The 14,105-nt window shown below is 59.1% G+C and carries 12 protein-coding genes and 1 tRNA gene; 2 read left to right on the forward strand and 11 right to left on the reverse strand.

The window, feature by feature from the left end; translation table 11 throughout:
• Nucleotides 1-744: 744 nt before the first annotated feature.
• The 9 genes from DRB17_RS08115 to DRB17_RS08155 form a co-directional block, all read right to left on the reverse strand.
• The gene (locus DRB17_RS08115) at nt 745-1,602 is read right to left on the reverse strand and encodes a DUF5020 family protein (protein ID WP_114581708.1); all 858 of its coding nucleotides are present in this window, start codon (nt 1,600-1,602) and stop codon (nt 745-747) included.
• A gap of 229 nt (nt 1,603-1,831) precedes the next feature.
• The gene (locus DRB17_RS08120) at nt 1,832-2,428 is read right to left on the reverse strand and encodes an SRPBCC family protein (RefSeq protein ID WP_114581709.1); all 597 of its coding nucleotides are present in this window, start codon (nt 2,426-2,428) and stop codon (nt 1,832-1,834) included.
• 46 nt (nt 2,429-2,474) lie between these two features.
• Nucleotides 2,475-3,404 (reverse strand): ABC transporter permease, encoded by a 930-nt coding sequence (locus tag DRB17_RS08125; RefSeq protein ID WP_114581710.1) that lies wholly within the window; start codon nt 3,402-3,404, stop codon nt 2,475-2,477.
• Nucleotides 3,405-3,416: 12 nt separating this feature from the next.
• Nucleotides 3,417-4,508, reverse strand: coding sequence for an ABC transporter permease (locus DRB17_RS08130; protein WP_114581711.1), 1,092 nt, complete (start codon nt 4,506-4,508; stop codon nt 3,417-3,419).
• Nucleotides 4,501-6,078 carry an ABC transporter ATP-binding protein gene (locus DRB17_RS08135; protein WP_114581712.1) on the reverse strand — a complete coding sequence of 526 codons (1,578 nt, stop codon included), beginning with the start codon at nt 6,076-6,078 and terminating at the stop codon, nt 4,501-4,503. Before DRB17_RS08135 ends, DRB17_RS08130 begins: the two co-directional genes overlap by 8 nt.
• The gene (locus tag DRB17_RS08140; RefSeq protein ID WP_114581713.1) at nt 6,075-7,157 is read right to left on the reverse strand and encodes a BMP family ABC transporter substrate-binding protein; all 1,083 of its coding nucleotides are present in this window, start codon (nt 7,155-7,157) and stop codon (nt 6,075-6,077) included. The genes DRB17_RS08135 and DRB17_RS08140 overlap by 4 nt, the downstream gene beginning before the upstream one ends.
• A 52-nt stretch (nt 7,158-7,209) precedes the next feature.
• Nucleotides 7,210-9,615, reverse strand: coding sequence for an aerobic carbon-monoxide dehydrogenase large subunit (gene cutA / locus DRB17_RS08145; RefSeq protein WP_114581714.1), 2,406 nt, complete (start codon nt 9,613-9,615; stop codon nt 7,210-7,212).
• 13 nt (nt 9,616-9,628) lie between these two features.
• Entirely contained in the window at nt 9,629-10,162 is a 534-nt protein-coding gene (locus DRB17_RS08150; protein WP_114581715.1) for a (2Fe-2S)-binding protein, read from the reverse strand.
• Complete coding sequence (locus tag DRB17_RS08155; RefSeq protein ID WP_114581716.1) at nt 10,159-11,034, reverse strand: FAD binding domain-containing protein; 876 nt, start codon at nt 11,032-11,034, stop codon at nt 10,159-10,161. Before DRB17_RS08155 ends, DRB17_RS08150 begins: the two co-directional genes overlap by 4 nt.
• A 280-nt stretch (nt 11,035-11,314) precedes the next feature.
• On the opposite strand from DRB17_RS08155, the gene DRB17_RS20840 reads away from it, so the two are divergent.
• On the forward strand, nt 11,315-11,518 hold the full coding sequence (locus DRB17_RS20840; RefSeq protein ID WP_114581717.1) for an integrase core domain-containing protein: 204 nt from the start codon (nt 11,315-11,317) through the stop codon (nt 11,516-11,518).
• A 46-nt stretch (nt 11,519-11,564) separates the two neighbouring features.
• Here DRB17_RS20840 and DRB17_RS08165 read toward each other — a convergent pair whose 3' ends face one another.
• Both DRB17_RS08165 and DRB17_RS08175 read right to left on the reverse strand, forming a co-directional pair.
• Complete coding sequence (locus DRB17_RS08165; RefSeq protein WP_114581718.1) at nt 11,565-12,389, reverse strand: IclR family transcriptional regulator; 825 nt, start codon at nt 12,387-12,389, stop codon at nt 11,565-11,567.
• Between the two features lie 1,007 nt (nt 12,390-13,396).
• Nucleotides 13,397-13,489, reverse strand: a tRNA-Ser gene (locus DRB17_RS08175).
• Nucleotides 13,490-13,760: 271 nt separating this feature from the next.
• On the opposite strand from DRB17_RS08175, the gene DRB17_RS08180 reads away from it, so the two are divergent.
• Nucleotides 13,761-14,087 (forward strand): hypothetical protein, encoded by a 327-nt coding sequence (locus DRB17_RS08180; protein WP_114581719.1) that lies wholly within the window; start codon nt 13,761-13,763, stop codon nt 14,085-14,087.
• Nucleotides 14,088-14,105: the final 18 nt, after the last annotated feature.

A 14,105-nucleotide genomic window follows, 5' to 3' on the forward strand; every position in this document is an offset into this window, starting at 1 on the left:
TGCGGCGGACAGTCCAGATTCATGCGTCGGGCCGAAACCTGTATGTTCGGAGAAATCTGCACTTATACGGAGGTTTCGCACGCGAATTGGACACAATTATCGCCGCGCGCACGTGGCGAAAAGAGCCAAACAGAATGGGCACACTATCCTCATAATTCGGCTATTATGCCCATATTACAGGCACGGTATGATGGTCTGTCGGAACCAAGAGAAATTGCAGGCGCGTTACGGCGTTGCGTGTATTCGACCTCGGCAGCCCGTGTCGACAACGCGCCGGTCGATGAGATCCGCAAGCAACCGCACCGGCCGCCGGACGCGGGCGGCCTCGTGGTATTCGCCGCCGCGCTGCCCGGCGAAGATCGCCGATACGAGTCTCGTCACGAACAATACACCCCGCCAAGTCGCAGCGGGTGGATCCGTGACGGGCATGCGCGCCTCAATTCGTTGGCACGATGCGGAATCAGGATGGCAGAGCTCCGTCTCTCCAGGATGCCGATTTTCCGGTAGGCTTACCGGGTCGAGGTGAGTTCATATTTTCTCGTCGAACAAAATAAAAAAAGGAGTGAACGCGCCACGAATAGCGGTCCACTCCTGATGCCTCGACATCCCAGTCCGGGTTACGGAAGGAAGGCATTCGACCTTCCGATCGCCGAGAGACCGATGCACTCGCACCGACCCGGTCCGAGCACCGAATCAGCCTCCAAGTCTTTCAGATAGAAGGTGATCCGACGATCGGCTCGCGCCCTAGAACCGGTATCCGACAAGCGCTTGCCAAACGTTGTCGGTCACACCATCCACACCGAACTTGTTGTGCCACCAACTGAACTCCGTCCCGAGCGTGAGTTGGCCCGGCGAATTAAAGATCAAATCACCAAGGTCCAGGCGAAGCTGCGGCTGCGCCACGATTTGAGGCTCCGTGCCGGAGCCTTGATCGCCGATGAAATCGACGAACCCCCGAAATTCGAACTTCAACCCCTGAACTTCGAACGGCATACTCCAACTTGGTGTAATCTGGTAAGTCGTATCCAGATTGCTATCGCTGACATCGTCATAAGCGTATGTGTCCAGCTGAAAGAACGTGAACCCGGGAATATTGAAATTCCAACTCGGTCCATAGGTCAATATTCTTACATCATTTCCAGCATTGACACCCACGCTTAAGGAAACGTCCTGGAACCCAAGACCCTCTGCCACATTTGCAGACAGGTCGTGACCGGTTACCTTTCCGATACTGATTCTGGGATAGTATTCTCCATATACCCTCGTGTTCTCATCGCCATTGCTTTCGAACACGGCGTCGAAGAAGAAGTAGTTGTCGCCGTAAGTCCACGTACTGAAGTGCTCGAACGTCAGGGTGACGGCATCGGTCCCGTCGTCACCGTTTGATCCGAGTTCATAGTCCGTGCCGTACAAAACATCGACGCCTGTGCTGCTAAAATCTGCAGCAATACCATTCCCCGGAATACAAAGCGCCGCGACACCCATGAATGCCAATGTGCGGTTTACGTTAGCTCGGTGTATATTAATAGCGTATTTTAGATCATTCAAAATTTCTCCAATACGCGAGGCACCACACTTGTCGTATCCTTGTATCTCGTACATTTCATACCTCCCTGATAGTCTCCGTGGATGTTTTCGTCGGATGGACCAAAGCCTTACGCTGAGCACAAATCCCCCCTTCACGTCGCAAAGGCTCGATGCAACGCGTGGAGTTGGACGGGACGACTTGTTAAATGACGAAAGGGCGGACAACCGCCAGTTTCAGGTTGCTTTTGGTATAAGTCCCCTTACCCAGGCTATCCAATCGACCTCACGGCGTTGCGTGGCCTGTTTATTTTTCTTTTCGTTTAAAAAACGCGCCCAGCCACGCAAGCAGTGAACGCATCAGAATCGAGAAACCCGGCAACGCTTGCGAGCTCGGTTGCGCGGAAGCCGAGGATTCTGGGGCGTGCGACTCCGCGGCGCCATTACTACCGGACGTATGCGACGACAGGTTCGCATCCGCATTGCGCACGAAATCCGCGATCAGGACGTCAGCGACCTCCTCGATGATCCCGGTCCGGCCGAATTGCGCGATTGCGCCGGAAAGTTGTACGTCCGTCGTCACGTGGACCTTCGTGGCCGCGTCAGCCTCCGTCACTTGAACGGCCATGGTCATCTTGCCGCGGCTTCCACCCTTCTTGTCGACCCCCTTGCCGGTCACATCGATCCTGTTATTCGCATCGTCGTAGACAACGTCGGCAGCACCTTCGAAGGCCGTCTGGAACGGACCCACCTTCATCAACATTTTTCCGACGTGCTTGCCGGTCTCATCCTTGTCTTCGTATTGGGCGCCGGGCAAACAGCGGGCGACTGTGGGAATATCCTTAAAAAACGCCCACACGTCGTCGCGGCTTCGGCCGATCTCAAATTCATGTTGCAGCTTCATCCTGGTCTACTCCTGAGTGAGGCTACGGACGAGCAAGCTTGGCAGCCTACCGCCGTTCCTCGCGCACATAGGGTTCTCCCAGAGCCGCGGGGACGCCGCTGTGGCGGGTGCGGTCGAGGCTGACCCAAACCATGGCGCAAAGCGTCGCAACATACGGCAGCATGAGAACGAAGTACTGAGGCACCTGCAGGCCGACCGCGGCAACTCGCGGAATCAGCGCTTCGATGCAGCCGAACAGAACCGCCCCAGCAAGCGCAGGCCAGAACTGCCAACGCGCGAAAATCATGAGCGCGATGGCGATCCACCCTCGCCCTCCGGCCATGTCGTCGACCCAGATCTTCGACACGCCGACAGACAGGTAGCCACCGGCCAGGCCAATGAGCATCGCGCCCGAAACGACGGCCAGATACCGATACAGGCTGACGGAAACCCCAGTTGAATCTGCGGCCGCGGGGTTTTCTCCCACCGCACGAATTTGCAGGCCGATCTCCGTCCGCTTGAAGACGAAGACAGCGCCGGCGAACAACGCGACGGTCAAATAGACTATGGCGTCCTGATTGAAGAGGATCGGGCCAAGCACTGGAATGTCAGTCAGTAGGCCGAAATCAAGCTGATCGAGCCCGGAAAACGAACGGCTCGTCCAGCCGTTCCGTGCGGCGATCAGCGATGTAAGACCCTGGGCAAAGAACACGATGGTCAGGCCCGAAATCACTTGGTTCATCCGAAGGTTGATCACGAGCAGCGCGAACAGAAGCGACAACGCCCCACCGGCCAGTGCGGCAAGAACGAACGCAAACATCGGGCTTCCCGTCGTCAGCATCGCACCGGCGCCGGCGTTGGCGCCAACGAGCAGATAGCCTTCTGCACCGAGATTCAGCACCCCGGATCGTTCGCAGACGATCAGGCCCAGCGCGGCCAGCGCGAATGGAACCGCTGATTGCGGCACGTTGGAAAGCCAGTTGATCAGGAACTCCATCGAGTGGCCTTTCTATCGCACGAAACGAATACGATGGCGGATCAGGAATTCCGAGGCAGCTACGCAGATCACAATCGTCGCCTGGATCAGCTGCACGATCGAAAATGGAATCTGGTAAAAAATCTGCAGGCTCTGTCCTGCTACCATCAGTGCCGAGATCAGAAATGCGAAGAACACGACAGCGATCGGATTATTCCGAGCCAGAAAGCCAATCAGAATTCCGGAAAATCCGTAGCCAACGAAGAACGACTGGGTCATACGGTTGTCGATGCCCGCGCTGATGGCGAAGCCCGCCAGCCCCGAGAGCGCCCCGGACGCGAGCACGGCCAGGATCGTCAATACCGCGACATTGACGCCGATCGCGCGAGCCATCGCAGGATTCGCGTAAACGAACTTCATCAGGAAGCCGAACCGACTTGCAGCAAAGATCCACGCCACGATCACCACGAAGACCATCGCGATCGCCACAGACGTGCTGATATTCAGCCAGCCCGTACTCCCAAGGCGCTCGACATGCTCGTAGATCTTGGAGTTCGGGAAGGCAGTTACCGGATCCTTCCATGGCCCATAGAGCAGGTGTAATAAGAAGTTGAGCGCAATATAGTTCATCAAAAGCGTACTAATGATCTCGTTTATCCGCAGCCGCAGCCGTAGATAAAGTGGCAGCGCTATCCAAATCATGCCAGCCAGCATGGCGGCAGCGCCCATCGTGAACAGACGCAGTTCAGGCGGGCCGATGTCCGCATTGGCGACGAGGGTGGCGCCGATCGCGCCGAAAATGACCTGACCCTCGATTCCAATATTCCAGAACCGGGTCTTGAAGGCGATCGCGGCGGAGAGGCCGACGATTACCAGCGGCGCCGCGCGGTCAAGCACATTGCCCATACTGCGGCTGCTCGTGACGATCGAGATGACGAATTCGTTCAGTAGCGCAGAAACGCTGACGCCGACCGATACAAGAATCAACGCGGAGACCAGAAGGCCCAAAAGCAGTCCCGCGGCCAGGAGAGCGACTTGCTGGGGTACCGGCGCATGCTCGCGTATTTCGAGATTGATCCGAGACAGCAGGCTGCGATGCGATCTTGCAACGGCGCTATCAGGCATGGCCGGTCATCGCCTTTCCTATGGCATTGCGGTCGGCGGGAGCATCGAACTCTGCGACGATCGCCCCCCGGCTCATCACGCCGATGCGGTCGGACATCAACAGGATCTCGTCCAGATCCTCGCTGATCAGAATGACCGTACCGCCACGGTCGCGGGCATCGTGCAGGTGCTCATGAACCGCGGCAGCCGCCCGCACGTCGAGACCGCGGCAAGGCGAATGCGCGATCACTATCGAAGGGGCACGGGAGAACTCGCGCGCGAGGACGAGCTTTTGCGCATTGCCGCCCGACAGTAATCCGGCTTTTTGATGCAGTGCGCGCACACCCCGTACGTCGAACGCCTTCACGGCCTCTTGGGTCGACGCGCGCATCCGCCGTTTGTCGATCTTGAAGGGGGAGCCGAAATCGCCCGCAAGCACCGCGCTTACGGAAAAATTCTCCATGATCGTCAAGTCATTCGCGAGTCCATAGTGCGCCCTGTCGGAATGGATGCATGCGAAACCCAATTCACGCAACGCGAGCGGGGTTTCGCCATCAAGAGCACCGTGTCCGGCTAGCAGGATCCTGCCCTGGTCATGGCGCATCAGGCCGGTGAGCAGTGCGGCGAGCCGGCTCTGGCCATTACCGCCAACGCCGGCGATGCCGTAGATCTCACCCTCACGGACGGTGAAATTGACATCCGAAATGGGCGCGTCATCGCCGCCGCCTGCTTGACTGACTCCTTTTAGGACAATTTTCGGATCGCCGATGTTGCTGGAGGGGTAGCGACGTTCGACGATTGTCTCCCCCACGATCATGGAGGTCAGTTGGGTGGTATCGATGTCGTTCGGGGCGACCGTGCGGACCATCTTGCCGGCGCGCATCACGGTGATCCGATCGGCGTAAGTAAGCGCTTCGCGCAGCTTATGGGTGACGAAGACGACGCTGTTGCCCTCCGCCGCGAGACCGGCCATCGCGGTGAACAGGCGGTCCGCTTCGGCGTCAGTCAGGACCGCTGTCGGCTCATCCAGAATGATGATGCGGGCGTCGGCCGTGAGGATTTTCAGGATTTCCACCCGCTGCTGCTCCGAGATCGACATCTCGCCCACTGGCCGATCCAGATCGATGCCGAACCCGATGCGCTCGGCTATTTCCGTGGTGCGGTCGCGCAACTTCGCCATGGACCGTCGGTAGTTGCCGTGACCGTTTTCGAGCTGGATGTTCTCCAATGCGGTGAACGTGTCCACCAGTCTGTAGTGCTGGTGGACCATACCGATCCCCAAGCGATGGGCGACGCTGGGATTGTCGATGATCACGGGCGAGCCATTGAGCGCGACGGTCCCGGAATCGGAGGTATAAAGGCCGGCGACCACATTCATCAGCGTAGATTTGCCGGCGCCGTTCTCCCCCAAAAGGGCGTGCACTTCCCCCCGGCGCAGATCGAAACTTACATCATCAAGCGCCACGTAATCGCCGAAGCTCTTGACGATGTTCGTCAATTGCAAGGCACGGGGGGCAAGTGCGGCCAAGCCAGTGGCCGCACATGACGCCTGTTCCGAGATCGGCGCGGCGGTGGTGGACAGGGACGTCATTGCTGGCTGACCACACCGGGGACGAACCAATCCATACTCCACAAATCGGCATCGCTCAGCACTTCGCCTTCCTCGACGCGGACCGTACCTTTACTGTCGGTGATCGGGCCGGCGAAAATTTGCTTACCGTCGATAAGGGCCTCCCGCTCCGCCATTACTCGCGCTTCCAGGCCTTCGGGCACCGCGTCGCCGCAGCACGCGATATCCGCGCCGCCGTCCGCGATCGAAAGGAACGCGCCATTGGGCTCGACCTCCCAGCCGCCAGCGGCGATCTCCTCGATCTCGGGCGCAAGAAAGCGCTCCCAGACCCAGACAGAAGAACACTGCGTGGCCGCACTGAATTCCGAGAAGTCGCGATGGTGGCCAGTACCGTAAATGCCTTTTTCCTGCGCCACGATCTGCGGCGTAGGCGTATCGACATGCTGGCCGATCACGTCAATGCCTTGTTCCACAAGCGCTTCGGCGGCAGCGCGTTCCTTGACAGGATCATTCCAGGCGCCGGTGAAAACAACGGTGACCGTCGCATCCGGATTGATTTGCCGCGCACCCATCAGGTACGCGTTAACGGTCCAGTTCACGAGGCCGTAGGGGTTGGCGCCCACAAAGCCAAGCTTGCCGCTTTCGCTCAACCCGCCGGCGACCATGCCGCACAAATACTGGCTTTGATAGGTCCGGCCGTAAAAGGATTGCAGGTTGTCAGAATTCGTGGTGCCGGCCGCATTCAGAAACGCAACATCGGGATACTCGGCCGCGAGTTCCTTGAACGTATCGGAATACCCGAAAGCCGAGCCGATGATCACATTAAAGCCGCGGTCTATAAACGTCTCCACGGTGGGACGGATAGCGGCAGCATTTTCCGGTACATTCTCCACAACCGGGATACGAAGGCCCAGTTCCTTTCCTACCTTGGCACGCGCCTCGTCCAGCGCCTGCGACCAGCCACCGTCATTCTTGTTGGAAAGGAGGACCAGCGCCGGTTTCGGATCATCCGCGAGCGAGAAGCTTTTCGCACTATCGGCCATGGCGGTCGACAAGCCCGGCAACGCCAGCAGAAATGAGCAAGTAAGCGCGAGTTTCATTTTCACGACTGCGTCTCCTATCGGTTAGCCTGCTTGTTCGCGTCGTTCTTTTTTAATCGGGAGGCTGGGCCGTACCCTGCGGCAGTGCCTCCAAGATCATGTCCGGCGTCACCGGCGTGTAGTGGAACTTCGACCCTGAGACGTGGCTGACCGCGTCGGCGAGGCCCGAGGCGACGGTGGCGCCCACAGCGATGCAACCGGCCTCGCCCACACCTTTGACCCCGAGCGGGTTCAGCGGCGAGGGCGTTTCGAGATGTTGAATCTCGATATCGGGAATCTCGGTGGCGTACGGAATCAGAAAATCCACGAAATTGGCGTTCGTCAGGTTCCCGTCGTCGTCGAACTCGATATGCTCGAAGAGTGCGCCGCCGATACCCTGGGCCAGGCCGCCCATGACCTGACCCTCGACGATCGTGGGGTTGATCATGTTGCCGCAGTCGTGGATGCAGACGTATTTGTGAAACACGACCCGGCACGTTACCGGGTCTATTTCCACGATCGCGGCATGAACTCCGTAAGCCCAAGTGGCGCAAGAAGGGCTGAAATAATCCGTCGCTTCAAGTCCCGGATGCTGGCCTTCGGCCAGGGGCGGGCCATCATGCTTACTGGCCGGTGCGAACTGCGTGGCGATCTGGGCCGCCTCGTTAAACGCGTAGCGCAGGGGGTTGGTCGCGGTCGCGATGGTAGAGTATGCGATTTTACGGTTCGTTCCCTTGACCGAGGCGTAGCCATCGGTGAGTTCGATCTCATCCGTGGGCGCTTCCAGCATATTCGCGGCAGCTTCCACGAGCTGCTGGCGAACCACTTTCGCGGCTTTATATATTGCGTTGCCGGAGACAACCGCGGCACGGCTCGCGAAGGTGGCTACGCCCCAGTCGTAGGCACCAGTGTCTCCCTCCCGGAAAATCACGTCGGAAACATTCACGCCTAGCTGATCGGCGACGATTTGGGCGAAACTCGTTTCATGCCCCTGCCCTTGTCCGGCGAGGCCGGTATTGACGTAGACTTTGCCCGTAATCGGGTGGATCTTGATATGGCCACCTTCGTAAGGGCCGAGGCCGGTGCCTTCGACATAAAAGGCCAGTCCGAGCCCCAGATATCGCCCTTCCGCCCGCGCCTCGGCTTGTTTTGCGGGAAAATCGTCCCAACCGATGGCTTCGCGCGCCATCTCCAGTGCGCGCAGGTATTGACCGCTGTCGTGCTTCACCTGCAGACCATCCGCGAATAGCAAGCCGTCGCGCGCATATGGAAATTCGTCATCGCGAATAAGGTTGCGTCGACGGATCTCGAAGCGGTCGATACCCAACTCGTCCGCCAACTGGTCCATGGCCCGTTCGATCGCGAAACAGGCTTGGGGCCGCCCGCATCCGCGATACGGTGTCACCGGCACCGTCGGCGTATAGACCGCGCGGAAGCGCACCCGAATATTCGGGATCCGATAGGGGCCGGCGATAGAGGTCGAGGCCACCTGCGCGACGGCGATCCCATACGGGATGAACGCGCCGGTGTCGTGCAGGAAATCGTCGCTCAACGCCAATACTTCGCCTGATTTTGTCGCGTAGAGTTCAATTGTGTGTATCTGGGTGCGTTCCTGATTCGACCCAATGAAATTCTCTCGACGATCCTCTATGTACTTTATGGGCTTGCCGAGATTAATGGCTGCATAGGGCACCAGAATCTCGTCGGCATAGGGGAACATGACCTTTTGCCCGAAGCCGCCGCCCACATGCGGGGCGATGACCCGTACCTTGTCTTCGTCGAGATCGAAAAGGGACGCCAGACCGCCGCGGACGCCGATCGGAGCCTGAGTACCGTCCCATACGGTCAACTCGCTCGAAACATGGTCGAACCAGGCAGCGACGGTGCGGCACTCCATCGGCGCCGCGGTGGATCGGTCGACCTGGACTCTTAGCTTTGTCACATGCTCGGCCGCGGCGATGGCGGTGTCCGGATTGCCCGAGACCTGCGTAAAGTCGGCGGCTATGTTGTTGGGGTGACTTGGATGGACGAGCGGCGCATCGTCGAGGATGGCCTTTTCCATATCCAATTCGACATCCAGCGCATCGTAGTCCACATCGACGAGCAATGCGGCGTCCTCGGCCACATAGCGGTTTACGGCCACGACCATCGCCACGGGCTGGCCGACATAGTAGACATCTTCGCGAGCCAACGGCCGTTGGGTGCGCGCATTATTCATGCTGGGATGCGGGATGAGCAGTGGAAGCTCTCGATCCAGATGCTCGATATTGTCGCACGTGTAGACGGCGACCACGCCGGGACAGGCCAGGGCGTCGGACGTGTCGATCGCCTCGATCCTGGCACGGGCAAACGGACTACGAACAAATGCGGCATGAAGTGCACCCGGCAGCGGGATATCGTCTGTAAATTTCCCTTCGCCTCGCAATAGCTCGGGGTCAATATTGCGGCTTATTTTGGCTCCGAATTGGCGTGTTGACATTATCGCCACCCCTTCACTTGCGATTAAAGTGCTGTGCACTCTTTCGCACAGCCGCGACAATGTTCTTGTAACCTGTACAACGACACAAATTGCCGGAGATCATGTCCCTGATACCTTCATCGGACAGGTCGAGCTTTTCGCCGCTTTCCAAATGCGCGCGGATGTTCATGATGAAGCCGGGGGTGCAGTAACCGCACTGCAGCCCGTGGCATTCCGCAAAGGCTTTCTGCAGTTCGCTGAGGGTGCCGTCCTCGGACGCCTCGGACTCGATGGTGCGTAGCTCGGCTCCATCGGCTTGAACGGCGAAAGTCAGGCACGCGCGGGCCGCGCGGCCATCGATCAAAACCGTGCATGCGCCGCAAACACCGTGCTCGCATCCCACATGAGTCCCGGTTAGCCCCAGCTCGTGGCGAATGAAATCGGTTAGCAGCATCCTGGGAGAGACATGCCGGGTAACGGTCTGCCCATTGACGGTCATCGTGACCTCGACAGTCGGGTCCGCCGATACGCTGGGAATGTTCGGGGCGATGGCGGGTTTATGTCTCATGCAATCGCCTCCTTGCGTGCTGAAACCGCCTGGGCCAGGACCTGACGGGTTAGTCCCGCCAGCAAGTGCCGGCGATAGGCCTGCGTCACCTGCGTATCATCCGGCGCGGTAACAGCATCCGCGGTCGCGAGGGCTGCCTCCGCCATAGCCGCTTTGTCGGCGCGCCGGCCATTCAGTGCGTTTTCCGCCGCTGTAAGGCGCACTGGCTTTGAGCCGATGCCGCAGGCGGCGAGCCGGGCGTCGGTGACGATGCCGCTGTCGTCGCAGGAAACGATTGCGCCGACAGCAGCGAGGGCGTAATCGCCGCGCCGGCGCGCGAATTCGGCGAAACCGTAACCAGCTCCCCTGGGCAGAGCGGGAAAGCGCGCGCTAACGATCAATTCGTCCGAAGCTTTGGCGGTGGTCATATGGAACTTGTAGAACTCCTCTGCGGGGATGGTTCTGGTCCCGGAAACGCTTTGGGCCATGACGCTACCGCCGGTCAGGAGGAGGATCATCGGCATCTCCGCCGCCGCATCGGCGTGGCATAAACTGCCCACCGTGGTGCCCCGATTCCGGATCGGCACATGGGCAACATGGGCCAGCGCCAAGCGTAACAGAGGGTTGGCGGCATGAACGGCGGCGTCGAGTTCAAGATCGCGGTGGCGAATGGTGGCCCCGACGACGATCCCGTCGGACGTTACCTCAACCTTTCGAAATTCCGGGATGCGGTTGATATCAATCAGCGTTGACGGCGAAACGAGGCGGAAATTCATCGCCGGGATAAGGCTCTGTCCCCCCGCCAAGATCAATGCGCCGGGCGTCTCGTGCAGCTTTTGAAGCGCATCCTGCACCGATTGCGCCGAGCAATAGTCGAAAAGCGGTGGTTTCAAAGTGCCCCCTCCCTTGTCGTTTGCGGCTCTACCCCACTTCCGTGCGCCGGCCGCTTCCTGACGTCGATCCAGTTTCTCATTTTTGGATAGAATGTCCAGAAAAAATTATCCCATATCCGTTTATCGGATATGGGATATGGTTAACAACTATAGACCTGCGGCGCCGAAGATGGAATAAGATCAGCAATATCAATTATTTCGAAGCGATACATGACAAGCCCGCGCCGCCGCACGAGTGAGACGGCTCACGCGGAATTCCTAGAAGGATCCTGGGTTACGCTTGGCAAGCTTCCCGCCAGGATGCGGCGGGCGCAATGGGAGCGGCTCTCCCGGCACGCCGACGCAGAACGCCTTCATCGAGAGCCAGAACCGCCGGTTCCCGAACGAATGCCTCAACGAGGCGGTATTCGCAAACCTGGCGAACGCGGGCGCCCCGATCGCGCGTCGACGGCCGGACGACAACAAGGTGCGGCCGCAATCATAAATCTCTTCGTCGAGCGGCCGCCTTATAACGGCGCGATACGGCGGCGTCAGCCGGCGCGCATCTTGGCGGCCAATTCCGGCCGCCAGCCGAGAGCAATTGACGTGGACTGCGCCGTTTCCAGCAACTTCTCCAGCAGTTGATCCCGCCGTTCGACGTTTTCCATCGCTGATTTCCTGGCCACGAAACATATGCAGGCAACGACGTTACTATTGCGGTCAAAAACCGGGGCAGCCATTGACGCCGTATGCAACTGAACGTCGGCGATAGTGATCGCGTATTGTCGCTCACGGATCTCTTCGAGCGTCTTGCGCAACTCATCCGGGTCGGTCTGCGTGCGTGGCGTGAGTGCTTCGAGCCCACTTCCAAGATACTCGTTGATGAAGTCTTCACCCGAGAACGCCAACAACACCAGTCCCTTGGAACCGGTGTGAAGGGGGAAGTGATAACCGTAAGCTGCCTTCGTGATCTCTTCGTCCGAATGGCTGGAGAGGAGGACGACCGATTGCCTGCCCGACTTTTCGACCAGTTGGACCGTGATGCCCTTCGTCTTGACCGCTGCTTCGACATAAGGGCGCGCGATTTCGAGCACCCGGTGATTGGCCACATAAGTGGCACCGATGAACCACATGCGCGGCCCGATACGATACTGGTTGGTTTCCGGATCGCGTTTGAGAAAACCGCCCTGTTCGAGTTGCTGAAGCGTCCGGTGGAGCGTCGCCCACGACAAATCCATCGCCTCGGCGATGTCAATCGCCCGCCCGGGCCGGATAGCGATATACTCCAGCACATGCAGCGCTCGGTTCACGCCTTTGAGGGGCGTCGCCGGGTAGTTTTTTTCGTCCGATGCTACCTTGTTTCGTCTCGGCGCCATAATTTTGCCATTCTCCGTTTAGCGATCAAGCGCGCCGTCTCGAGCCACGAACGTCACGCCGATAGTTCACAAAGCAGATATCATGTTCATATAATAGATATGGTGCAATTGCCACCCCGTTCCCGTTGCAAAGGCCCGCTGAAGGGCTGCAAAGTACGCCGAGGCGCAGTCCAAAATGCAGAGACCATGCCCGTCGCTGGGGCGCTGTCAGCGGAACCGGTTTGCAGAGTATACGGTGCGTGGGTAGCTTGGCGGATGGCCAGTTCGTTTCGCTACTTCAACACCTCGCCAAAGGTCATCCGCGTGGCGGTTCTAATGTATGTTCGGTATCCGCTGTCACTACGCAATGTCGAAGACCTGCTGTTCGAGCGCGGGATCGACGTGACCCAAGAAACATCCGGCAGTGGTGAAGCCGATTCGGGCCGTTGTTCGCAGCCGACATACGAAAGACGCGAGCACACAGCCACCAGGATTACATCCAGCGGGGCTGGCACCTGGGCGAGGTGTTCGTGGGATCAATGGTGAGAGCATTGACACGTTAAGTCGGTGGGCATGGCCTGACCCCGGTGATCGTGCCACCCGCGGTAAGAGCGACTCGTTTCCAGTCCATACTCTCCCGATGAACCGCGCAATAACGGCTACCAGGACGGGCGTTGTTGGCGCATTGGTAGCCATTCTTCGTATTAGCGCTACATCGAGGCATATATGTTGCTCTGCTCCCTATTCCATCTTTTCGGCTGTACATCAGTATCCGCACAACGCGGGTTCGACTCAATCTACGACGACTGAATGTCGACCAGCTTGAGCACATCGCTCATGTGCTCACGTTGTCGTACCACCAACATCGGCGTAAGAGACTTTCGTGACATTGCAGCACCGTTCGGCGCACCCCAACGGTCTCAGTTGACGCCTCCGTCACGCGCGACGGGGCTAACCCCCGGAAAAGAGTCGCGAATTCCGACTCTCCGAAGGAGAAAAATATCATTTAATATCAATAACTCATAAGGTGGCGGAGGGGGAGGGATTCGAACCCTCGGTACGGTTTATCACCGTACACACGCTTTCCAGGCGTGCGCCTTCGACCGCTCGGCCACCCCTCCGTATCGGGTCGTTTCCGGGACATGGCGGCGGGGAATCCTCCCGCCCGGCCCGTGAAGCGGGCGCAAGGTAGCGAAGGCGGCCCGGCGATGCAACGGACCTTGCGCATATCCTTCAAGATATCGCACAGAAGGTCACGAGCCGGGAAATGGAACGCCCGCCGGCCTACCCCTTTCGGGGCCGTGCGGCTGGCCGCGAGGGGGTGCGCCTGCTATGCTCCGCGCCGCAAACAAGCATAACAAGAAGCAACTCTGGAACTGGGGGGCCTGAAGAGTGCGTATTCTCGCTCGCATTCTGGGATGGCTGGCCATCCTTGTCGCGGCCGGCGCGGGCGGCATGATGCTCGCCGCCGTAACCAGCGGGCAAAGCCCCGCACAACCACTGGGGCAGCTCTGGTTCGCGGTCGACCCTGGAAGCCTGAACGCCTTCCAGGCCATCGTCGAGCGCTATCTCTGGCCGCCGTTGTGGGACTACATCATCTTCCCGGTGCTGCGCCAGGAGACGACCCTCGTCGCGCTCATTGCCTTGGTCGTGGGGCTTGTGCTGCTGATCGTGGCCCGGCGCCGGAACGGCAATAAGCGCCGCTTGTTCAAGAGCTGACGCGCGCCGACAACCGGT

Source organism: Ferruginivarius sediminum, assembly GCF_003344765.1.
GTDB classification, from domain to species: Bacteria; Pseudomonadota; Alphaproteobacteria; order Kiloniellales; family Rhodovibrionaceae; genus Ferruginivarius; species Ferruginivarius sediminum.

What these genes read in the sequence shown, in the direction of transcription:
- DRB17_RS08135 (WP_114581712.1), bottom strand. Translation starts at nt 6,078, where the DNA reads ATGACGTCCCTGTCCACCACCGCCGCGCCGATCTCGGAACAGGCGTCA.
- DRB17_RS08165 (WP_114581718.1), bottom strand. Translation starts at nt 12,389, where the DNA reads ATGGCGCCGAGACGAAACAAGGTAGCATCGGACGAAAAAAACTACCCG.
- DRB17_RS08130 (WP_114581711.1), bottom strand. Translation starts at nt 4,508, where the DNA reads ATGCCTGATAGCGCCGTTGCAAGATCGCATCGCAGCCTGCTGTCTCGG.
- DRB17_RS08125 (WP_114581710.1), bottom strand. Translation starts at nt 3,404, where the DNA reads ATGGAGTTCCTGATCAACTGGCTTTCCAACGTGCCGCAATCAGCGGTT.
- DRB17_RS08140 (WP_114581713.1), bottom strand. Translation starts at nt 7,157, where the DNA reads ATGAAACTCGCGCTTACTTGCTCATTTCTGCTGGCGTTGCCGGGCTTG.
- DRB17_RS08115 (WP_114581708.1), bottom strand. Translation starts at nt 1,602, where the DNA reads ATGTACGAGATACAAGGATACGACAAGTGTGGTGCCTCGCGTATTGGA.
- DRB17_RS08120 (WP_114581709.1), bottom strand. Translation starts at nt 2,428, where the DNA reads ATGAAGCTGCAACATGAATTTGAGATCGGCCGAAGCCGCGACGACGTG.
- DRB17_RS08150 (WP_114581715.1), bottom strand. Translation starts at nt 10,162, where the DNA reads ATGAGACATAAACCCGCCATCGCCCCGAACATTCCCAGCGTATCGGCG.
- cutA (WP_114581714.1), bottom strand. Translation starts at nt 9,615, where the DNA reads ATGTCAACACGCCAATTCGGAGCCAAAATAAGCCGCAATATTGACCCC.